The sequence below is a fragment of the Sabulicella rubraurantiaca genome, from assembly GCF_017355885.1.
GTDB classification, from domain to species: Bacteria; Pseudomonadota; Alphaproteobacteria; order Acetobacterales; family Acetobacteraceae; genus Roseococcus; species Roseococcus rubraurantiacus.
The window spans coordinates 87763-108969 of sequence record NZ_JAFEUU010000010.1; the positions used below are offsets into that span (position 1 = coordinate 87763).

Sequence of the window (21207 nt, forward strand, 5' to 3'; positions counted from 1 at the left end):
CTCAACCCTCGTGGAAGGAGCGGACATAGGCCCGCCAATCGTCGCGCCCGGTCGCCACGCGCTCCCGCCCATCGGGGAGCTTGGCGTAGAGCGACAGGAGCCCGCGCGCCCACATCACGTCGAAGTTCAGGTCGCTGGAGAGCACGTAGGCGGCAGACCGGTTGAACACGCCGTCCTTGACGCGCGGCATCACCTTGGCGATCCACCACCAGCACCCGACCGCCAGGATCGCCGCGCCCAGGTAGAAATGCACCAGCGCCGTGCCGAGGAAGGAGGAAACGAGGATCAGCGCCGCCGGCACCACGTTCTCCGCGTAGCGGTACACGGGCGAGCCGGGCGAATTCATCTTGCGGATATGGATGCCCAGCTTGACCGTGCCGTCATCCAGCAGATCGCGCAGGCGCTCGCGCTCCTGGCCGGCCCAGGGGTGGGGCAGCGCGTCGGGGATTTCGGTGCTCATGCGGTGGCGAGTTCGAAGGCGGCGCTCATCAGGGCGCGTGTATAGGGTTCGCGCGGGTTCCGGCACAGGGCTTCCGCCTCGCCTTCCTCTACCACGACGCCCTGGCGCATCACCATGATCCGGTGCGCCATGGCGCGAACCACCCGCAGATCATGCGAGATGAACAGATAGGCGAGGCCGTGCCGCGCCTGAAGCTCGCGCAGCAGCTCCACCACCTGCGCCTGCACCGAGACATCCAGGGCGGAGGTCGGCTCGTCCAGCACCAGCAGACGTGGCTTCAGCACCAGGGCACGAGCGATGGCGATGCGCTGGCGCTGCCCTCCGGAAAATTCATGCGGGTAGCGCCCCGCCATGGCGGGATCGAGCCCCACCTCCTCCAGCGCCTGGGCCACACGCGCCTCGCGCTCCCGTGCAGGCAAGGAGGGTTCATGCACCAGGAGCCCCTCGCCCACGATGTCGCCCGCGCTCATGCGCGGTGAGAGCGAGCCGTAGGGATCCTGGAAGACGATCTGCATGCGGGAGCGCAAGGGGCGGAGCTGGGCGCGCGAGAGGGGGACGATGTCCCGGCCTTCAAACTGGATGCTGCCGGTGGATCGCTCCAGCCGCAGCAGCGCGAAGCCGAGCGTGGTCTTGCCCGAGCCGGATTCGCCCACCAGCCCCAGCGTCTCTCCCGCGCGCAGGTCGAGGGACACGCCCTGCACCGCCCGTACCTCCGACACCACGCGGCGCAGTAGGCCGCGGCGGATGGGGAAGGAGACACGGATGTCCTGCGCCTCCAGCACCGTCGGCGCGTCGGGTGCGAGCGCGGCAGGGCGGCCGCGCGGCTCCGTCGCCAGCAGCATCTTCGTGTAGGGGTGCTGTGGGTTGCGGAAGATCGCCTCCGTCTCCCCCTGCTCAACCACCCGCCCATCCTTCATCACCACCACGCGCTGCGCGTGGCGCCGCACGATGGCGAGGTCATGCGTGATGAACAGCACCGCCATGCGGAGGCGCTTCTTCAGCCCCGCGATCAGTTCCAGGATCTGCGCCTGGATGGTGACGTCGAGCGCCGTGGTCGGCTCGTCCGCGATCAGCAGCTTGGGGTCGTTAGCCAAGGCGACGGCGATCATCACGCGCTGGCGCTGGCCGCCGGAAAGCTGATGCGGATAGGCATTGATCCGCTCTTCCGCATTGGCGAGGCCGGCGCGCTCCAGCTTGGCGATCACCTCACGCCGCAGCGCATCGCCGCGCAGAGGCCGATGGAGGGTGATGGCCTCGCCCACCTGCCGCCCGATCGTGTGCAGCGGGTTCAGGCTGGTCATCGGCTCCTGGAAGACCATCCCGGCCACGCCGCCGCGCAGCCGGTGCAGCGCGTCATCCTCGGCGCGAAGCACCTCTGTCCCGTCCAGCACGATGCGGCCCTCGGGATTGCTGCCGGTGGCGGCGAGGAGGCGCAGGACGGAGAGCGCCGTCACCGACTTGCCCGAGCCGCTTTCGCCCACCAGCGCCACCGTCTCGCCGGGGCGGACCTCGAAGGACACGCCCTCCACGACCTTCTGCCCGCGGAAGGCCACGGAAAGGTTCTCGACGGCCAGCAGCGGCGCGGCGTCTTGTTCAGTCGCCATCAGCGCGCGCCTCCGGGCAGCTTGCGCGGGTCGAAGGCATCGCGCACCGCCTCGCCCACGAAGATCAGCAGGGTCAGCACGCCGCCCAGCACCACGAAGCCGGTGAAGGCGAGCCACGGCGCCTGGAGGTTGTTCTTGCCCTGCGCTAGCAGCTCGCCGAGCGAGGGGGAGCCGGGCGGCAGGCCGAAGCCCAGGAAGTCCAACGAGGCCAGCACGGTGACGGAGCCGGACAGGGTGAAGGGCAGGAAGGTCAGCGTCGCCACCATGGCGTTGGGCAGGATGTGGCGGAACATCAGCGTCGCGTCGCGCACCCCCAGCGCCCGGGCGGCGCGCACGTAATCCAGGTTGCGACCGCGCAGGAACTCCGCCCGCACCACCCCCACCAGCCCCATCCAGGAAAAGGCGAGCAGGAAGAGCAGCAGCGTCCAGAAGGAAGGCTCGATCACGCTGGCCAGGATGATGAGCAGGAAGAGCTGCGGCATCCCCGACCAGATCTCGATGAAGCGTTGGAAGAGCAGGTCCGTCGTGCCGCCGTAATAGCCCTGCACCGCCCCCGCCGCGATGCCGATGGCCGAGGCGAAGAGGGTCAGGGTGAATCCGAACAGCACGGAGATGCGGAAGCCATAGATCACCCGCGCCAGCACGTCGCGCGCCTGGTCATCCGTGCCGAGCCAGTTGCGCGAGGAGGGCGGCGAGGGTGCGGGCGCGCTCAGGTCGCGCACGACGCTGGCATGGCTGAAGGGGATGGGCGGCCAGATCACCGTGCCGCCCTTCTCTGCCACGTCCCGCGCGAACTCCGGGTCGGCCCAGTCGGCGGTGACGGGCAGGCCGGTCTCCACCACGTCGCTCTCGGCATACTCGGTCAGCACGGGGAAGAACCACCTGCCGTCCACATGCGCCACCAGCGGCCGGTCATTCGCGATCACTTCGGCGAAGAGGGTGACGGCGAAGAGGATCAGGAAGATCCAGAAGGACAGGTAGCCGCGCCGGTTCGCGCGGAAATTGGCGAGGCGCCTCTGGTTGAGCGGGGAAAGCGTCATGCAGGGGAAAGGGTGAAGCGCAGCGTCTCACGGGGCGCAAGCGGAAGGGCCTCTCGCATCGCCTCGGCATCGGGGAAACGGGCAGGAAGGCGCAGCGCTGTCGCTGTTGCCTCCAGTCGCGGCACGTCGAGGATCCATGGATCGAGCGTGGCGGCGAAGGGGCCCGTGCGCTGCAGCATCGTGCCGCCGCAATTGAAGCGCTCCTTGCCCCAGCACAGGCCAAGGGCGATGCCGTCCACCGTTGCGACGGCGGAGGAAAGCGGTGCCACCTCCGCCTCCGTGGTGCCGAGGCGGCGCATCCATTCCGCGCCACGCTCTTTCTCGCGCGCCAGGTAGCCATGTACGGCCTCCTTGGCGGCGGCATCAGGGGGCGAACGGTCGCTGCGCAGCGCCATGCGATAGATGTGGCTGCCGTGGCGCATGATCAGCAGCGCCTCCCACAGCCCCCAACTCGCCAGCGCCGATTCCACTCCCTTTTCCCATAGTGCGACGTGACGGTCGCCTGGCAGGTCGTTGAAGGCGACAGGCAAGCCGGTCGTCGCATCGAAATCGGGCGCGGCCTCCCAGGGCTGCCAGGCGCAGTCATGCTGCGCAGCGGCGTTGACCACGGCGTCGAAGGGCTCGGGGCGCGGCATCATGTGGCGCATCACCTGGCCGGAGAGCACGGCATGGGCGGGCTGCGGCGTGGCGAGAACCGTGCCGTCCGCTTGCGGCCAGAGGATCATGGCAAGTCCTTCACCGGCGCGCCTCGAAATCGATGCGCGGGTCCACCAGCGTGTAGGTGAAGTCGGAGACGATCTGCATCACGAGGCCCAGCAGGGTGAAGATGTAGAGCGTGCCGAACATCACCGGGTAGTCGCGCCGGATGGCCGCCTCGAAGCCCAGCAGCCCCAGCCCGTCCAGCGAAAAGATGATCTCCACCAGCAGCGCCCCGGTGAAGAGGATGCCGATGAAGGCCGCCGGGAAGCCCGCGATGATGATGAGCATGGCGTTGCGGAAGACGTGGCCGTAGAGCACGCGCCCCTCCCCTGCCCCCTTGGCCCGCGCCGTCAGCACGTATTGCTTGTTGATCTCCTCCAGGAAGGAGTTCTTGGTGAGCATGGTGAGGCCGGCAAAGCCGCCGATCACCAGCGTCAGCGTCGGCAGGGTGACGTGCCACGCGTAATCCAGCGCTCGCTGCCAGAACGGCCAGGCCTCCGATCCGGAGGAGGCGAGGCCGCGCAGGGGAAACCACTGCACGAAGGACCCGCCGGCGAAGAGCACCACCAGCAGCACGGCGAAGAGGAAGCCGGGAATGGCGTAGCCCACCAGCACCACCGCCGAGGTCCATAGGTCGAAGCGCGACCCGTCCCGCACCGCCTTGCGGATGCCGAGCGGGATGGAGATCAGGTAGATGATCAGCGTGGACCAGAGCCCGAGCGAGACGGAGACCGGCAGCTTCTCGATCACGAGGTCCCAGACGGGCCGGTCCCGGAACAGGGATCGGCCGAAATCGAAGCGCAGATAGCCGCCCAGCATCTCCCAGAAGCGCACATGGGCCGGCTTGTCGAAGCCGAAGCTGCGCTCGATTTCCCGCACGATGGCGGGGTCGAGGCCGCGGGCGCCGCGATAGGTGCTGCCGCCGCCACCCTCGCCCGGCGCCGAGGATGGGGCGCGCGTTTCGCCGCCCCCTTCGCCGGTCAGGCGGCCCATGGTCTGGCCCTGGCCGCGCAACTCAGCCAGCATCTGCTCCACCGGGCCACCAGGTGCGAACTGCACCAGGGCGAAGTTGATCAGGATGATGCCGAACAGCGTCGGCACCACCAGCAACAGGCGGCGGAGGAGATAGGCGGTCACAGGCCGCGCCGGGCCTCGGCCAAAGCGCGCTCACGCGCCGGGTCCACCCACCAGGAATCGGGGAAGCCAAGGCCGTAGCGAGGCGAGCGCTCGGGGCGGCCGAACTTGTCCCAAAAGGCCACCCAGAAGGCGCGCAGGTGCCAATTCGGGATGACGTAATGGTGGTGCAGCAGGATGCGGTCGAGGGCGCGAGTGCGGTGGATCAGCTCCTGCCGATCGGGCGCGTTGATCACCATCTCCACCAGCTCGTCGATCGCGGGGTCGCAGATGCCGATGACGTTCTGCGAACCTGGCTCGCGCGCGCGGGCACAGGTGAAGTAGTCGCGCTGCTCGTTGCCCGGGGACAAGGACTGGCCCAGCACTTCCATCGTCATGTCGTAGTCGAAGCCATCGATGCGGACCTGGTACTGCGCCGGGTCCACGGTTCGGACACGCGCCTCGATGCCAAGCCGGCCGAGCCATTGCACGAAGGGCAGCGCCACGCGCTCGAAGGTCGCGCCGTTCAGCAGGATCTCGAACTCGAAGCGCTGGCCTTGGGCGTTGACGAGGCGGCGGTCGCGCACCGTCCATCCCGCTTGGCGCATGAGCTCGAGGGCACGGCGCAGCCCGTCGCGGTTGTTGCCGCTGCCATCGGTGGTAGGCAGGCGGAACTCCGTCGTGAGGACGGATTCAGGGATGCGGCCGCGGAACCCCTCCAGGATTTCCTTCTCCCGCCCCTGGGGCAGGCCGGAGGAGGCGAGCTCGGAGTTGGAGAAATAGGAGTTGGTGCGGGCGTAGAGGCCGAAGAAGATATTCGCGTTCAGCCACTCGAAGTCGAAGAGGTGGACCAGCGCCTCGCGCACCCGCGCGTCCTGGAACAGGGGCCGGCGCAAATTCATCACGAAGGCCTGCATGCCGGTCGGCAATTCGTGGCGGATCGTGTCGCGCTTCACCAGGTCGCGACGCACGGCCGGGAAGTCGTAGCCGGTGGACCAGTTGCGGGCCACGTTCTCCGTGCGGAAATCGATCTGCCCGGCCTTGAAGGCCTCGAAGGCCACGGTGGCGTCGCGGAAATACTCGAAGCGGATCGCGTCGAAATTGTTGGTGCCGCGCCGCGTGTTCAGGTCGCGCGCCCAGTAATCCTCCACGCGGCGCAGCGTCAGGCTGCGCCCGGCCTCGAAGCGCTCCAGCCGGTAGGGGCCGGAGCCGAGCGGCACGTCCAGCAGCGGGCGGGCGAAGTCGCGCCCTTCCCACCAATGCTTCGGCAGCACCTGCAACTGGCCGAGGATCAGCGCCAGCTCGCGGTTCTCGTCGGAGCGGAAGCGGAAGGTGACCCGGCGCGGCGATTCCGCCACCACCTCCGTCACGTCGGCCCAGTAGGAGCGGTAGAAGGGCCGCCCATGTGTGCGCAGCGCCTCGAAGGTCCAGGCCACATCCTCGGCGGTGACCGGGCGGCCATCGTGCCAGCGCGCCCCTTCACGCAGTTCGAAGGAAACGCCGCGGCGATCCGCCGGAAGCTCCACCCATTCCGCGAGGTGGCAGTATTCCGTGCTCGACTCGTCGGCGCTTTCCACCAACAGCGAGTCGTAGAGGTTGGACAGGCCGATCGCGGGGGTGCCGCGCAGGATAAAGGGGTTGAAGCTGTCGAAGGAGCCGAGGCCGGTCAGCGTCACCTCGCCGCCCTTGGGCGCGTCAGGATTGACCCAGGGCCAATGCGGGAAATCGCGTGGCAGCGAAGGCTCGCCCAGGAGCGACAGCGCATGGGTCCGCACGGGACCTCCTTGCGCGGCGGCGGAGCCGGCGGCGGCGACGAGGCCGAATCCGGCAGCGAAGAGGTCACGGCGCTTCATGACCATGCTTATTGGGGGCGCGGGCCTCCCCCGGCAAGCGAAGCCTTGGCTTCATCGAGCAGCGTGGGGTCGCCCAGCGCCAGCACGCGTCCGTCGCAGCCCATGCGGAGCGCCTCGCCACCCCATCCGGTCATGGAACCGCCGGCCCCCTCCACCACCGGGACCAGGGCCGCCCAGTCCCAGGGCTTCAGCGTCGCCTCCGCCACCACGTCCAGGAGGCCGAGAGACAGCAGGCCGTAGAGGTAGCAATCCCCGCCCCAGGAAATGCGCCGCGCCCCGGCGCGCAGGGCTTCGAAGCCGGCCCGGTCCGCCTCGGGAAACATGTCGGGCGCGGTGCAGGCCAGCTCCGCCTCGGCGAGGCGCTTGCAGGAACGGGTGCGGACGGGCTGGCCGTTGAAGCGCGTCCCCTCACCCTTCACCCCCAGCCAGCGCTCGCCCAGCACGGGCTGGTCGATCAGGCCGAGCACGGGTTCGCCCCGGTGCATCAGCCCGATCAGCGTGCCCCAGATGGGCCGTCCGGTGAGGAAGGCGCGCGTGCCGTCAATGGGGTCGAGTACCCACAGCCATTCGGCATCCGGCCGCTCGGCGCCGTATTCCTCGCCAAGGATGCCGTGATCGGGGAAGCGTTTTCCCAGGAAACCGCGCAGGGCGCGCTCGGCGGCGCGGTCGGCCTCGGTGACGGGAGAGGCGTCGCCCTTCGCTTCCACCAGCAGGGCGGAACGGAAAAGGGGGCGGATCGCCGCCCCCGCCAGGGCGGCGGCTTCCTCCGCCGCCGCGACGTATTCCGCCGGGATCAGGGCAGCGGCGCGGGGTTGGCCGCCAGCGTGCGCAGATAGGCGATCACGTCGGCGCGCTGCCCGGTGTTGTTCAGCCCGGCGAAGGCCATGCGCGTGCCGGCGACGGCGCGGGCCGGGGCGGCAAGGAACTGGTTCAGCGACTCATAATCCCAGGGCTTGTCGGCCAGGGCGCGCATGGCGTTCGAATAGTTGAAGCCCTGCGTATGGGCATGGTTGGCGCCGACGATCCCGTACAGGTTTGGCCCGACGCCCGAGCGTCCGCCCTCGTTGAAGGTGTGGCAGGACCCGCAGGCGCGCGTGGCCAGGGTGCGGCCGTTGTCGGCATTGGCGGCGGCCAGGAGCGGCGCGATCGGCTCGATCGTCGGCGCGGCGGGGGCGGCGGCCTGCTGCGCCGGCGCCGGCTCCCCGACCTGGATGGCCGGGGTGGCCAAACGCTTCGGATGCACGATCTGCTCGCCCACGATACCCGCGCCCATGAAGGCGATCCCGGCGGTGAGGATGGCCGCGAATGCCTTGTTCAACTCCAGGCTCATGCCGAGCGGACCCTTCTCGTGGCGGGCGCGGGGCGCGGGTTTGCGCGCCTTCCGGCCCTGGCTTAGACGTTCCGGTCACATAAACCCCGCCGCGCCATCCATCAACCGCCCGCGCGGCTCCGCAACGGACGCAGCATGACCGTCATCGCCTTCCAGGGTGTCCCCGGCGCCTATTCCGACCTCGCCTGCCGCCACGCCTATCCCGGCTGGACCACCCTGCCCTGCCCCTCCTTCGAGGCGGCGATGGAGGCAGTGCGCGAGGGTCGCGCCCAGCGCGCCATGCTCCCCTGCGAGAACAGCCTTGCTGGCCGGGTTCCGGACATCCATCGCCTCCTGCCCGATTCGGGCTTGGCCGTGGTGGGCGAGCATTACGAGCGCGTGGAGCACTGCCTCCTCGCCCGCGAGGGCGCGACGCTGGAGACGATCCGCCGGGCCCACTCGCACCCCATGGCGCTCGGCCAGGTGCTGAAGGTGCTGAAGGAGCTGAGCCTGACGCCGGTGATCCAGGCCGACACGGCCGGCGCGGCGGAGATGGTTTCGCGCGAGGGCGGGCCGGAGGATTGCGCGGTCGCCAGCGCCCTCGCCGCCGAGGTCTATGGCCTGCGGATCCTCCGCCGCAACGTGGAGGACGCGTCGCACAACACCACGCGCTTCTACGTCATGGCGACGCGGCCCGAGACCCCGCCCATCGAGGCGCCACACCCGGTCACCACCTTCGTGTTCCGCGTCCGCAACATGCCGGCCGCGCTCTACAAGGCGCTGGGCGGCTTCGCGACTAATGGCGTGAACATGACCAAGCTCGAATCCTACATGCTGGATGGCGCCTTCACCGCGACGCAGTTCCTGTGCGACGTGGACGGTCACCCGGACGACCCACGCCTGTTCCGCGCGCTGGAGGAGCTTCGCTTCTTCTCGCGCGAGGTGAAGGTGCTGGGATGCTATCGCGCGCATCCGTTCCGCGTGGCGCACGAAGGGACGTGACCATCCCTTCCCGCTAAGGGAAGGGCAACGGCGGGACGCCATCCCCCGTTCCCACCGCGTCCGCAGCCGGGCGGCACACGGGCGTGCTTCGCCCTGCCGCGCCGGCGCCACGCAAGGAGGAACCTGCCATGGCGCGCCGCACCCTGACCGCCGTCTTCGACAATGAATCCGACGCGCTGCGCGCCCAGGAGGCGCTGGCGGCGCATGGCATCCCCCGCTCCGACGTGGGGCTGCACCAGCGCAGCGGCTCCGCCGCGCGTCCCGAGGAAGAGAAGGGATTCCTGGAATCCCTCGCCGAATTGTTCCTGCCCGACACTGATCAGCATTCCTACGCCGAGGCTGTGGCGCGCGGCGGCACCATCCTCTCCGTGCGCCTCGCCGATGATCGGTGGGAAGAAGCGGCGGACATCCTGGAAGCCAACGGCGCCGTGGACATGGACGAGCGCGAGGCGTCCTGGCGCTCCGAGGGGTGGAGCGGCCGTCACGACACTGCCCGCGCCGACTACATGAGCGGCCTGCCCGAGCACATGAGCACGCACGCCGGCGCCACCGGCACCGCGCTGGATCAGCCCGACGGCACCCCCGGCAACCCGCCGGGCACCATGCTGAGCCGCGGCATCGACGAGGCGCTGGGCACCAATATCAGCGGCGCCTATCCGGAAAACGAGATGGCAGCGCACCATGCCCGCGCCGAGGATGCGCGGCTGCGCGGACGCGACACGGCGACCGGCACGGCCGCGCGCGCCGCGGGCGTCAGCGGCGTCGCCCCGCATGACCCGGTCGCGACAGGCGACACCGCGCGCGACATGGACCGGACCTTCGGCACGAATCTGGAAGGACGTCCCGACGGGACGCCGGGCAACCCGCCCGGCACCGAGCTGAGCCGCGGCCTCGACGACGCACTCGGCACGAACATGAGCGGCGCGCGGCCCGGAAACGAAACCTATCGCCGCTCTTCAGGCGACACGGCGCGCGAGGTGGACGAGACGCTGGGCACGAATCTCGAGGGAAGGCCGGACGGCACCTCCGGCAACCCGCGCGGCACGATGCTGTCGCGCGGGGTGGATGACGCGCTCGGCACGAATATCAGCGGGGCGCGGCCGGAGAACGAAGCGCCGCGCTCCAGCCGCCGCGACGCGACGATGGAGCGGCGCCGCGTCCGCTCCTACCTGTGGGACGAGGCCGTGCCGCCCTTCGACGCGGGGCTGGAATCGCAGATGCCCCGGGTGAGCGACGACGCCCTCACTGACCGTAATTACGAGGCGAGCGAATCGCGCGAGGCGTCGGAGGAGGCGCGGATCGCGCGCATGCAGCAGGCGCGCGACGAGGCGCGCAACCGCATGTGACGCCGGGCCGCCCGGGTGCGTCCTGCGCACCCGGGCGGGCTCCGCTCAGCGCCCGCGGATGATTTCCACGCCGCCCGGCACGGCCAGGCCGCGCTCCCGCAGGCAGCGGCGCCAAGCCTGCGCCTCCGCGACGCGAAGGTCGTCGCTGATCACGCCGTCATTGCGGATCTCGAACATCGGATTCACCCGTCGCATCACCTCCCGATACTCGGGCGAGCGGCGGGCTTCCTCGCGGCAGGCCTGCTGCTCGGGTGTCAGCGGCGGACCGGAGGGCGTGCGCGCGCAGGCAGCAAGAACGAGAAGGGCCGGCAGGGCCAGGACGATCTTCATGGGGCGGCGAGCCAGTCCTCGATCAAACGGCGGGCGATGCTGTCGACGCGCGGCAGGGCGAAGCCGTGCGCGTCCGGGTTCCTCACCTGCTCGCGGGTGAACCAGCGCGCATCCTTAAGTTCCTCGGGGTCGATCTGGATCGTCTCGGACAGCGCCTCGGCATGGAAGCCGAGCATGATGGAGGAGGGAAAGGGCCAGGGCTGGGAGGAATGGTAGTGCACCTGCCCCACCTGGACGCCCGTTTCCTCCAGCACCTCGCGCCGCACCGCTTCCTCCAGGCTTTCGCCCGGCTCTACGAAGCCCGCGAGGGTTGAGTACATGACGCTGTTGGGGAAGCGGTGCGAATGGCCAAGCAGGCAGGAATCGCCGCGCACCACCAGCATGATCACCGCCGGGTCGGTGCGCGGGAAATGCTGCGCGTTGCAGGCGGTGCAGGCGGTGGCGTTGCCGGCGGAGCGCGGTTCGCAGGGCGCGCCGCACACGCCGCAGAAGCGGTGCTTCACGCGCCAGTGCATCAGGCCGCGCGCATGGGCGAGCATGCTGGCCTCGCCGGGCGGCAGCATTCCGGCGACGGCGCGCAGATCGTGGAAGGTGCCCATGGAAGGCGGCAGCAGCGGCAGCGGATCATCCGCCGCCGAGCAATCCACCGCGAAGACCGCGCGCTCCTCAAGCAGCCCAAGCAGGGCCCAGGGGCCGCCCGCCATGCGGACGGAGGACGCAGTCTCGCCGGTCAGCATCACCGCCTCGGGCTTGCCATCCTCGACGCCGAGCAGGAGCGAGCGGGCGCGCCAGACCGGGATGAAGAGCGAGGCCGGGTCGTCGAAAGCGGCGGCCACGAAGGCTTCCTCGTCCCGCCGGCCGGAGGCGCGGTCGAGCGGAGAGCCGGTATAGGCGTTGGGACGGCTGGCGGGAAAGGAAAGCATCGCGCCGGACCCTGCCACGGGGCGGACCCGCGCGGAAGGGGACGGCGCCTGCCGGTCAGGCCAGGAAGTAGCCGATCACGAAGGCGGCGATCACGAGGGCAAGGCCCCAGATCAGCACGTTCCGGTTCAGCGTCTTGCGGTCGCCCTGGCGGGCCTCGACCTTGTTCAGGGGTTCGGGCGCGTTCATGCCGGGGCAACGCTGCCTAGGCTTCCGGGGTTGCTTCGGAGCCTCCGAAGGGCGATATGGGGGGCGGAAGGTCGGCGGTGGACGGGCTCCCCGCCAACCCGGTCAGGTCCGGAAGGAAGCAGCCGTAACGGGTTCTCGCCCGGGTCATTCACCGGCCTTCCACCGCGTTTCATCCCAGGGGGGCCATGCCGAGCGATCTCCTCGCCCCGCAAGAGGGCCTGCCTGAGCCACCGCCCGACGGTCCCGGCCTGTTTGGCGATTCACCCGCCGCGCCGCCGCCTGCCGCCGCCGAGGCGCCCGCCGCGCCCTATCGCGTCCTTGCCCGCAAGTACCGACCCCAGGCCCTTGACGACCTGATCGGCCAGGAGGCGCTGGTGCGCGTCCTGCGCAACGCCTTCGCGCGCGGCCGCGTCCACCACGCCTTCCTGCTGACCGGCGTGCGCGGCGTGGGCAAGACGACGACGGCGCGCATCATCGCTCGCGCGCTGAACTGCGTCGGCCCCGACGGCCAAGGGGGCCCCACCGCCGACCCGTGCGGTGTCTGCCCCGAGTGCCGCGCCATCATGGCCGACCGCCACCCGGACGTGGTGGAGATGGACGCCGCCTCGAATCGCGGCATCGACGACGTGCGCGAGCTGCGCGAGGCGCTGCGCTTCCGTCCGGCCCAGGGACGGCAGAAGGTCTTTATCCTGGACGAGGTCCACATGCTGACGGAGCAGGCCTTCAACGCCCTGCTCAAGTCGCTCGAGGAACCGCCGCCCTCCATTACCTTCATCCTCGCAACCACGGAATTGCGGAAGGTGCCGGTCACCATCCGCTCCCGCTGCCAGACCTTCGCGCTGCGCCGCGTGCCGGAGGAGACGCTGGCGCGCCACTTCGCCCGCATCGCCGGGCTGGAAGGCGCGCAGGCGGAGCCGGAGGCGCTGGCCATGCTGGCGCGCGCCGCCGATGGCTCGGTGCGTGACGGGTTGTCGCTGCTCGACCAGGCCATCGCGCTGGCCGGAGCGGATGCGCGCGTCTCGGCCGAATCCGTGCGCGACATGCTCGGCCTCGCCGACCGGTCCCTGGTGCTGGATCTGGTGGAGGCGTCGCTGCGCGGCGACCTGGCGGCTGCCATGGCGCGGCTGGGCGAGGCGCATGAATGCGGCGCCGAGCCGGTGACGGTGCTGCAGGACATGCTGGAGCAGATCCACACCCTGTCGCGCTTCGCCGCCATCCCGACGCTGAAGGATGACCCCGCCCTGCCGGAGGCCGAGCGCACGCGTGGCGCGGAGCTTGCGGCGCGGCTCTCCGTCCCCGCCCTCACTCGCGCCTGGCAGATGGTGCTGAAGGGGATCGAGGAGGTGAATGCCGCCCCCGACCGCCTCGCCGCGGCGGAGATGGTGCTGATCCGCCTGGCCCATGTCGCGGAAATGCCGACGCCGGGCGACATCCTGAAGCGCCTGGCCGAAGGTGGTGCCGTTCCCGCCGGGGGCGGCGCCCCCGCGTCCGGCCCCGGCCCGGCGAATGGCGCCCCGGTGTTGCGCGCCGTGGTGAATGGCGCCCCCGTCGCCGAGGCCGCGCCCGCCCCTGCCCCAGCGCCCCTCGCCGCGCCGACGGAATGGCGCTCGATCGTTGCATTGGCGCATGGCGTGTCGCCGCTGCTGCACGCGCATCTGCTGCACGACGTCCATCCGGTGCGCGTGGCGCCGCCGCTCCTGGAGATCCGTGTGCGGCCGCAGGCGCCGCGCGATCTGGGTGCCAAGCTTTCCGCCCTGCTGGAGGAACGGACCGGCCGGCGCTGGACCGTGGCGCTGAGCAACGAGCCGGGCGGGCCGACCCTGGCCGAGCAATCCGCGACGGCCGAGGCCGGGCGGCGGGAGATGGCGCGCAACCACCCGCTCGTCCTCGCCATTCTGGACCTGTTCCCGGGCGCCACGCTGGAGGCGGTGCGCGACGCCGACACCGACGCCTACGGGCTGAAGCCCGCCGCTCCCTCCGAGGAGGAGGCGGATGCCCTGCCCGATTTCGCACCGCCAGATGCCGAGCCCGTCGGGCTCGACGACATCGCAGAGGAGGATTGAGTGAAGAACCTGGGCAACATGCTGAAGCAGGCGCAGCAGATGCAGTCGCGCATGCAGGAGATGCAGGCGAAGCTGGAAGCCACCGAGGTGGAAGGCCAGGCCGGGGCCGGCATGGTCAAGCTGCGTCTCACCGGCAAGGGCGAGCTGAAGCGCGTCACCATCGACCCCTCCCTTGCCACCGCCGAGGATCGCGAGGTGCTGGAGGACCTGCTGGTCGCCGCCCATGCCGATGCCAAGCAGAAGGTCGAGGCGATGATGGCGGAGGAGATGCAGAAGGCCACCGCCGGCATGTCCCTGCCACCCGGCCTCAAGCTGCCCTTCTGACACGGCGCGCGGCGTCGCCATGCGCCCGAATGTCGATCCGGTCGAGCACCTGATCGCGCTGCTGGCCAAGCTGCCGGGGCTTGGCCGGCGGTCGGCGCGGCGGGCGGCGCTGCGCCTCCTGATGGATCCCGAGACGCGGATGCTGCCGCTGGCCGATGCGCTGCGCAGCGCAGCGGAAGCCGTGAAGAAGTGCCGCGTCTGCAACAATCTCGACAGCCGCGACCCGTGTTCCATCTGCACCGATCCCGACCGGGACCAGGGGCTGATCTGCGTGGTGGAAGGCGTGTCCGATTTGTGGGCGCTGGAGCGGGCACACGCACACCAGGGCACGTATCACGTGCTGGGCGGCACGCTGTCCGCTCTCGCGGGCACCGGGCCGGAGGAGTTGTCCATCGCGCCGCTGCTGCGACGTGCGACCGAGGCGCGCGAGGTCATCCTGGCTCTGCCCGCGACGGTGGAGGGCGCGACGACGGCGCATTACCTCGCGGAACGGCTGGAGCCGGGCGGGGTGACGGTGACGCGCCTTGCCCAGGGCGTGCCGATCGGCGGGGCGCTGGACGTGCTGGATGACGGGACGCTGGCGGCGGCGCTGAAGGCGCGGCGCTGAAGCGAATCCGTCCGGACGGATTGGCCTCCAGGCTTACGTAGTGTCCCGATGGACGGGGCCTGCTTCCCCTCCCAAGGTCCGCGCCCTGCTCGGCAGGTGGCCGGAGGGGATCGCAAAATGACACTGTCCTTGCGGCGGCGGCGCACGCTGCTGGCGCTGCCGCTCGCGGCCTCGTTGCCGCTGGCTGCCCCACGCCGCGCCCTGTCCGCCACCACCCGTCCCGACCCCACGCTGCTGCGCGGCCGCGTCGCGGAGCTGATCGGCCGTGGCGATGCGCGCCTCGACACCCTCTCGCGGCCGCAGAACCTCGCTTATGCCGGCACGCGGCCCCTCGCCATCGCGCGCTGCGCCGAGCCCGCCCACGTCGCCAGCGCGATCACCTGGGCGCAGGAGAACCGCGTTCCCTTCGTCCTGCGCTCCGGCGGGCATTCCTATGCGGGCTGCTCGGTCACGGACGGGCTGCTGGTGGACATGCGGCCCATGTCCAGGATCCGGGTGGAGCGGGACGGAACCGTGACGCTGGGCGGCGGCGTGCTGAATCACGACGTCTACGCGTCGCTGCGTGCGCATGACCTGATGGTGACACATGGGCGCTGCGGCGGCGTGGGAGCCAGCGCCTTCCTGATGGGCGGCGGCATCGGCTTCGCGATGCGCGACCGTGGCATGGGCTGCGATGCCGTCCGCGCCGTCTCTCTGGTCCTGGCCGACGGCACCGAGGTGCGGGCCAGCGAAGGAGACGAGTTGTTCTGGGCGGTGCGTGGCGGCGGGGGCGGCAATCTCGGCGCCGCCACGCAATGGATTCTCGCGCCCTTCCCCGCCGAGCCGGTGACCATGTTCGACCTGGCATGGCGTGACGCGGACCCGGCCTTGTTCCTGACCCTGGCACGGGCGCTGGAAGCGGCGCCGGACCGGCTCGGTTCCAAGGTCACGGTGTTCGCGCCGGATCGCCGGCATGGCGGAACACCGCGCCTGACCCTCCTCGGGCAATTGCGCGGGCCGCACGAGGAGGCGATGGCCATCCTCCAGCCCGTGCTGCGCGCACGTCCCGCGACCGGACGCGTCGAGACGATGGCGTACTGGGACGCGCAGGCCCTGCTCAGCGAGGAGGGCGATCCGGCCTATTACCGGGAAACCTCCCGCTTCACCGGGCACCTCCCCGAGGCCCTGGCGGAAGAGGCGTTCCGCCGCCTCCGCAACTGGCCCGGCACCTCCGGCGAGGCGCTGTTCAAGATGTTCCAGGTGGGCGGCCGGATCCGCGCCAAGGCGCCGGGCGACACCGCCTATGTGCACCGCGACGCCGAATGGCTCACCGGCACGGAGATCACCTGGGGCGCGGGGGACTCACCGGCACGCGTCGAGGCGGCGCTGGCCTGGCAGCGCGCCTTCCACTGGGCGAGCGACGCCCTGGCCGGCGCGCCCGGCGGCTCGTTCCAGAACTTCGTGGACCCGGGGCTCGAAGACCCGGCGGAGGCGTATTACGGTGCCAACCGGCAGCGCCTCGCGGCGCTGCGGGCGCGGCTGGACCCGAACGGGGCCTTCGCCCCGCCGCGCCGGCAGGGCATCGCCTGACGTCTAGAGCACATTGCGTTCGAGCTGATTCGCGAAAGTGCTTCCCCGACGCGGGGGTGATCTGATCCACCCTTTCTGCTGAGCGGAGGCGGCCGGCATGGCGAAGACCTTGTCCGAGGATCGGCGGGTCCGGGTGATCAGCGCGGTGTCATCGACGCCCACAACACCGCGCTGAACCCCTCCGCTGGACCAAGTCTGCCGACGATATCCTCGCCTCCATCCAGCGCTTCTGCCTCCGTACCCAACAAATCGGAGGAACTCCGGATTCAGGAGACTAGGGTCTTCGTCGCCCACTTCCTGCATTCCGGCGCCTTGCGCGGAACCGATGTCGGGGCCTCCTGAGCTTGGCGAGAGGGCAAGTGCGCTGCCGCTATGCTGCCGCCTCCCTCACTTGCCGAATTTGCCGAGGCATTAGTGACCGCACCCTGCGTCTAAGGCGCTCCGGCGGGCGGCGCCACCCACAGATAAGAGTGTCTGGTCCGCTCCGTGCGCTTGCGCGTGCAGCCGCTTCGGGCAAGGCGCGCCTCAGAAGCCTGAATGTCGTGACGGCGTCTTTCGCGGCGCAAGCACGGATTTTTCGCAGGCTCGGACGCTAGCCTCAGCCGCAATCGCTGCATCACTGAAAGCGGCAGGTTCAGTGATGATCAGAGCCACCCAGCACATCTACTCCTCACTCCACGCCAAGATCTTCATGAGTAAGCATGGTCTTATCTGCTTCCATCGTCAGTCATTGTTATGAGACTCAGCCCTACGGGAGGATCGCGGGGAGCGGCTTATTCTGCTATGGGGCTCCCTCGTCCTCGAGAAAAAGGAAACGTTACTGAATGTTGCCTGCAAGACGCCCAAATGACCCACTCTTCTCCTCCCAGTGGTTTCTCGAGAACACCGGCCAGTCGGGCGGAACACCCGGAATGGATCTCCGTATCACACCGATTTGGTGGGACTACATCGGGCGAGGCATCAAGGTCGGCGTGATCGATGATGGGACGCAGCTGAACCACCCTGACCTCGCGCCTGGCATCGTCACGGAGCAGACATGGGACGTCACGGCAGGCGTGGTCCCCGGTGGCGGCCCGACGGGGCCCGGTCAGAACCACGGCACCGCCGTCGCAGGCTTGATCGGTGCACGATGGGACAATGGGACCGGCGGTACGGGCGTCGCTCCGGGCTCACAGCTGACGGTCTACCGCATCAACCTTGGCAGTCCTGGTGACAACGACCCCTCCCCGCCCGACTCCGAATATGACGACAGTGTAAGCGCCTTTGAGCAGGCGCTGCGCGACAGGGTGGATGTCATCAACAATTCGTGGGGGTCGGATGCAGCATTTGCGCGGACCATTGCAGCGAATAACTCCCTACAGCCCGAGCTTGCGGCGCTGGCCACCGAGGGGCGCAATGGCCTTGGGACGATTGTGCTTTTTGCACAGGGAAATTCCCGCGCGGCCGGCAACGACGGCAACTTAGACAACATCTTGAACGACCATCGCGTCATCGCTGTTGCCGCAGCCGGGCACGATGGGGTCGTCACTTCTTACTCGACCGCTGGAGCGAACCTCCTCGTCACAGGCTTCGGCGGCGCCTCGACGGGGCAGCTTGGAGGTCGGCCCGGAAACGGGATGACGACCACTGACCGCACCGGCGCAGACGGCTACACTCCCCTCGATCATACCTTTGGCTTCGACGGGACCTCCGCAGCGACGCCGGTTGTAAGCGGTGTCGTCGCGCTGATGCTTCAGGCCAACCGGGGCCTCGGTTACCGAGATGTCCAAGAGATCCTGGCTCTCTCGGCTCGTGCGACCGACCTCGGTGCCGGTAGCTGGGTCACGGGCCACCAAGGCGACTGGAACGGAGGGGGGCAGCGTTTCAGCCGCGACTACGGGTTTGGTGTGGTGGATGCGCATGCCGCAGTCCGCATGGCGGAAGCTTGGTCCTTCGTGCGACCAACGGCCTCAACTGAGGCTAATCTCCAGAGCGCAAGCGCCTCACTGGCTCTGGGCGACGCAGCCATCAGCGGTGCGGCAAGCATTTTCGCGATCGATCTCGCAGGCGGCATTGAAGCGGAGCACGTTGAGCTCACGCTGGGGATGGTATCGGCCAATCCGAGCCTCTTGTCGATTGCCTTGGTTTCGCCGTCTGGGACAGTGATGTCCATGCTCGAAAGTCCTGGCAACGCTATGCTCGTCGATCGCGAATCTGGCGAGGTCGCATTGCGTGCGTGGCCGGGATCCTTCAAACTCTCGACACCTGGCTTCTGGGGCGAAAAGGCCACAGGCACCTGGAAGATCGCGATCACCGACGGAAGCTCGGCGGGCTCAACCCTCTCCAACATCTCGCTTCGTGTGTTGGGCGATGCAGCAAGTTCCGACGACCTCGTAGCGGTTACCAATGACTTCGCGGCCCTCCACGCGCTTGGGGGCCGCAGTACCGTCCTGGGAGACGGGGCTGGTGTCGATACCGTGTTTGGAGCTGCACTCATGGGACCGGCCCGCATGGATCTTTCGGGCGGTCCTTCCGTCATACAGGGTGTTGGCGTGACCTTTGGAAGCGCCGTAGCGAACTTGGTGTCGGGCGACGGGGATGACGTTCTCATCGGCGATGCCAAGGGGAATCTTCTGGTGAGCGGACCAGGGAAGGACGCTCTTTATGGTGGGTCTGGCAGTGATCGCCTCGTGGCAGGGGCCGGCCATGACCTCCTGTCAGGAGGAGCCGGCAACGACACACTCGAAGGGGGCACTGGCATCGACACCGCGCTGGTCAGTGGTTCTACCCAGAACCTGTTCTTGTCTGTTGTTGATGTGAAAACTCGAAGCTTTTCGCTCGCCAACGATGAGGGCACCGACCTTCTCAAAGGTGTCGAAGCGCTCCGCCTCGGCGACGGCCGGACGCTGGGAGGCAACCCGGGGCTTAATGGAGTTGATGCTCTTTACTACCTCGCGATGAACCCGGACGTGCTGCACGCGGGTGTTGACCCCGCTACGCACTACGCGATCTTCGGATGGCGCGAAGGGCGCGATCCCTCGGCCTTCTTCTCGACACGAGGTTATCTTGAGGCCTATGGCGACGTGCGCGCTGCGGCAGTCGATCCGCTCAATCACTACATCGTGTATGGATGGAACGAAGGGCGCGTTGCCTCCGCCAAGTTCGACACCACGCGCTACCTTTCGACAAACGCAGACGTTGCCGCAGCGGGCATGAATCCGCTTCTGCATCTCCTGGGCTTCGGTCTCGACGAAGGGAGAGTCACGGCAATGGACGGGGTCCTTATCTAGATTTCCTGTCGGATGCGCGGATTGCCCTCGGGCCGGGCCTGGGGGTCGATCTGGCGCGCGGCGCGCAGGCCGGATTCGATGGCGCCCTCCACCCAGCCCGTCTTCAGCGTCGTGAAGTCGCCAGCGAAATGGATGCGTCCTTCGGGCTTCTGCCATTCCTGCACCATCCAGGCGCCGCCCAGCGCCGGCCCGCCGAAGGAGCCCTTGATCCAGGGTTGCTCGCTCCAGGCGAACGAATCCGTGGACAGAACCTCGTCGAACAGGTCCGGCATGTCCTGCCGGAACTGCGCGACGATGGAGGGGGCGCGCTGCTCCTTCGGCAGCGCCAGCACCGCGTCGGCATTGCTGCCGTTCAGGTAGAAGAACACGCTGCCATGGCCGCCCGGCTCGTTGCCGGTGATGTCGATCACGCGCTCCCAGGGCCGGTCGCCGCCCGCCATCGGCCAGCCATGCACGTTGCGCGTCAGCCAGGACGGGGTGCGGGTCTTCGCGATGATTTTCACCGTCCGGTCCCACTCCATCTCCGCGATCATCCGGCGCTTGCGCGGCGACCAGTGCGGCAGGACCTCCACATCCTCCATGACGCTGAACGGAATGGTGGAGATGACGGCATCGCCGGTGAACTCGCGGCCATCCCGCGTCGTCACCCGCACCGCTGGGCCGGACTGGTCGATCCGGGCGACGGGCGCGTCCAGCACGAAGCGGTCGCGGCCGATCGCCGCCGCCAGGGCCAGCGGAAGCCGGCTGTTGCCCCCCTGGATGCGGAACAGGTTCTGGTCGCCGAAGTGATAAGCGAGGTCAGGGATCGCACCCAGGGCCAAGGAGCCGCTGGTGAAGGTGCCGCCATGCGCGTCCAGCAGCTTGCAGAACACCTCGGAAGCGCCGACACCCCGGATGAGGTCACCGAGCGTCACGTTGCCGAGGCGATCCAGCGAGCCCTCATCGGGCCAGCGCGAGTCCAGCACCGTGTCGCTGTCCAAGCCCGCCCGGTAGAGATACTGGTTGAGCATGGTGGAAACGCTGACGTTCCGCTCCTCCCGCGACAGCGGCCAGGGCCAGCTGGCCGGGTTGGCCGCCTCTCCGGTCCTGCCTTCGATCATGTAGCGGGGCAGCCCGTCATTGAGGCTCAGGAGCGGCAGGCTGAACCGGCGCACATAGGCCAGGACATAGGGCATGTTGGAGCGGAAGTGCCCTCCCCCGGCTTCCGTGAACATGCCATCCCCAAGCGGCACGGAAAGCAGCCGGCCACCGATGCGGTTCTGGTACTCGATGATCGTCACATCATGGCCGCGCCGGAGCAGGGAAAGGGCAGCGGTCAGCCCTGCCATCCCGGCGCCCAGCACGAGTACCGCCTTCCGGCCCACGACGCCCTGCGCCACAGCAGGCGAGGCCAGCGCAGCGCCCAGGACGGCACCAGCGCCCTGGAGCCAACCGCGCCGCGAGACGGGTGCCACCGCAACGCGCGTCAGATCGGTTTCGGTTTCCATGGCGCGTTCTCTCCCCAATGCA

19 protein-coding genes and 1 other RNA gene are annotated in these 21207 nt (G+C 69.2%); 8 read left to right on the forward strand and 12 right to left on the reverse strand.

All coding sequences use genetic code 11. The features are described from left to right. Position 1: 1 nt before the first annotated feature. From JTJ31_RS17025 to JTJ31_RS17060, 8 genes are read right to left on the reverse strand one after another with little or no spacing between them, the layout of a single operon-like run. Positions 2 to 460: a hypothetical protein gene (locus JTJ31_RS17025; protein ID WP_207539919.1), complete on the reverse strand. Its 459-nt coding sequence runs from the start codon at positions 458 to 460 to the stop codon at positions 2 to 4. Then, positions 457 to 2064 (reverse strand): ABC transporter ATP-binding protein, encoded by a 1608-nt coding sequence (locus JTJ31_RS17030; RefSeq protein WP_207539920.1) that lies wholly within the window; start codon positions 2062 to 2064, stop codon positions 457 to 459. The genes JTJ31_RS17025 and JTJ31_RS17030 overlap by 4 nt, the downstream gene beginning before the upstream one ends. Continuing rightward, positions 2064 to 3104, reverse strand: a complete 1041-nt coding sequence (locus tag JTJ31_RS17035; protein WP_207539921.1) for an ABC transporter permease — start codon at positions 3102 to 3104, stop codon at positions 2064 to 2066. Before JTJ31_RS17035 ends, JTJ31_RS17030 begins: the two co-directional genes overlap by 1 nt. Then, positions 3101 to 3829: a DUF3891 family protein gene (locus JTJ31_RS17040; protein ID WP_207539922.1), complete on the reverse strand. Its 729-nt coding sequence runs from the start codon at positions 3827 to 3829 to the stop codon at positions 3101 to 3103. Before JTJ31_RS17040 ends, JTJ31_RS17035 begins: the two co-directional genes overlap by 4 nt. Before the next feature lie 10 nt (positions 3830 to 3839). Beyond that, positions 3840 to 4940, reverse strand: coding sequence for a microcin C ABC transporter permease YejB (locus tag JTJ31_RS17045; RefSeq protein WP_207539923.1), 1101 nt, complete (start codon positions 4938 to 4940; stop codon positions 3840 to 3842). Then, positions 4937 to 6769 (reverse strand): extracellular solute-binding protein, encoded by a 1833-nt coding sequence (locus JTJ31_RS17050; protein ID WP_207539924.1) that lies wholly within the window; start codon positions 6767 to 6769, stop codon positions 4937 to 4939. The genes JTJ31_RS17045 and JTJ31_RS17050 overlap by 4 nt, the downstream gene beginning before the upstream one ends. Positions 6770 to 6777: 8 nt before the next feature. After that, positions 6778 to 7566, reverse strand: coding sequence for an inositol monophosphatase family protein (locus tag JTJ31_RS17055; RefSeq protein WP_207539979.1), 789 nt, complete (start codon positions 7564 to 7566; stop codon positions 6778 to 6780). After that, positions 7563 to 8099: a c-type cytochrome gene (locus tag JTJ31_RS17060; protein ID WP_207539925.1), complete on the reverse strand. Its 537-nt coding sequence runs from the start codon at positions 8097 to 8099 to the stop codon at positions 7563 to 7565. The genes JTJ31_RS17055 and JTJ31_RS17060 overlap by 4 nt, the downstream gene beginning before the upstream one ends. Before the next feature lie 135 nt (positions 8100 to 8234). Here JTJ31_RS17060 and JTJ31_RS17065 point away from each other — a divergent pair, with 135 nt between their 5' ends. Together JTJ31_RS17065 and JTJ31_RS17070 are read left to right on the forward strand one after the other, a co-directional pair. Then, the gene (locus JTJ31_RS17065) at positions 8235 to 9080 is read left to right on the forward strand and encodes a prephenate dehydratase (RefSeq protein WP_207539926.1); all 846 of its coding nucleotides are present in this window, start codon (positions 8235 to 8237) and stop codon (positions 9078 to 9080) included. A gap of 128 nt (positions 9081 to 9208) precedes the next feature. After that, positions 9209 to 10426: a hypothetical protein gene (locus tag JTJ31_RS17070; protein ID WP_207539927.1), complete on the forward strand. Its 1218-nt coding sequence runs from the start codon at positions 9209 to 9211 to the stop codon at positions 10424 to 10426. A 45-nt stretch (positions 10427 to 10471) separates the two neighbouring features. On the opposite strand, the gene JTJ31_RS17075 is transcribed toward JTJ31_RS17070, so the two are convergent. The 3 genes from JTJ31_RS17075 to JTJ31_RS25060 are packed head-to-tail and all read right to left on the reverse strand — an operon-like array spanning position 10472 to position 11866. Then, the gene (locus JTJ31_RS17075; protein WP_207539928.1) at positions 10472 to 10756 is read right to left on the reverse strand and encodes a phosphoribosylamine--glycine ligase; all 285 of its coding nucleotides are present in this window, start codon (positions 10754 to 10756) and stop codon (positions 10472 to 10474) included. Then, positions 10753 to 11679, reverse strand: a complete 927-nt coding sequence (nudC, locus tag JTJ31_RS17080) for an NAD(+) diphosphatase (protein ID WP_207539929.1) — start codon at positions 11677 to 11679, stop codon at positions 10753 to 10755. The genes JTJ31_RS17075 and nudC overlap by 4 nt, the downstream gene beginning before the upstream one ends. Before the next feature lie 55 nt (positions 11680 to 11734). After that, positions 11735 to 11866: a hypothetical protein gene (locus tag JTJ31_RS25060; protein ID WP_268957096.1), complete on the reverse strand. Its 132-nt coding sequence runs from the start codon at positions 11864 to 11866 to the stop codon at positions 11735 to 11737. Between the two features lie 66 nt (positions 11867 to 11932). Here JTJ31_RS25060 and ffs point away from each other — a divergent pair. From ffs to JTJ31_RS17110, 6 genes are all read left to right on the forward strand, one after another. Further along, positions 11933 to 12029: signal recognition particle sRNA small type (ffs, locus tag JTJ31_RS17085), an RNA gene on the forward strand. A 22-nt stretch (positions 12030 to 12051) separates the two neighbouring features. Further along, complete coding sequence (locus tag JTJ31_RS17090; protein WP_207539930.1) at positions 12052 to 13929, forward strand: DNA polymerase III subunit gamma/tau; 1878 nt, start codon at positions 12052 to 12054, stop codon at positions 13927 to 13929. Beyond that, positions 13930 to 14253, forward strand: a complete 324-nt coding sequence (locus JTJ31_RS17095; protein WP_207539931.1) for a YbaB/EbfC family nucleoid-associated protein — start codon at positions 13930 to 13932, stop codon at positions 14251 to 14253. Between the two features lie 19 nt (positions 14254 to 14272). Continuing rightward, positions 14273 to 14860 (forward strand): recombination mediator RecR, encoded by a 588-nt coding sequence (recR, locus tag JTJ31_RS17100; protein WP_207539932.1) that lies wholly within the window; start codon positions 14273 to 14275, stop codon positions 14858 to 14860. 117 nt (positions 14861 to 14977) lie between these two features. Further along, positions 14978 to 16429, forward strand: coding sequence for an FAD-binding oxidoreductase (locus tag JTJ31_RS17105; RefSeq protein WP_207539933.1), 1452 nt, complete (start codon positions 14978 to 14980; stop codon positions 16427 to 16429). 824 nt (positions 16430 to 17253) lie between these two features. Next, positions 17254 to 19698, forward strand: a complete 2445-nt coding sequence (locus JTJ31_RS17110) for a S8 family serine peptidase (RefSeq protein WP_207539934.1) — start codon at positions 17254 to 17256, stop codon at positions 19696 to 19698. On the opposite strand, the gene JTJ31_RS17115 is transcribed toward JTJ31_RS17110, so the two are convergent. After that, positions 19695 to 21185 (reverse strand): flavin monoamine oxidase family protein, encoded by a 1491-nt coding sequence (locus JTJ31_RS17115; protein WP_207539935.1) that lies wholly within the window; start codon positions 21183 to 21185, stop codon positions 19695 to 19697. The genes JTJ31_RS17110 and JTJ31_RS17115 overlap by 4 nt on opposite strands. Between the last annotated feature and the right edge of the window lie 22 nt (positions 21186 to 21207).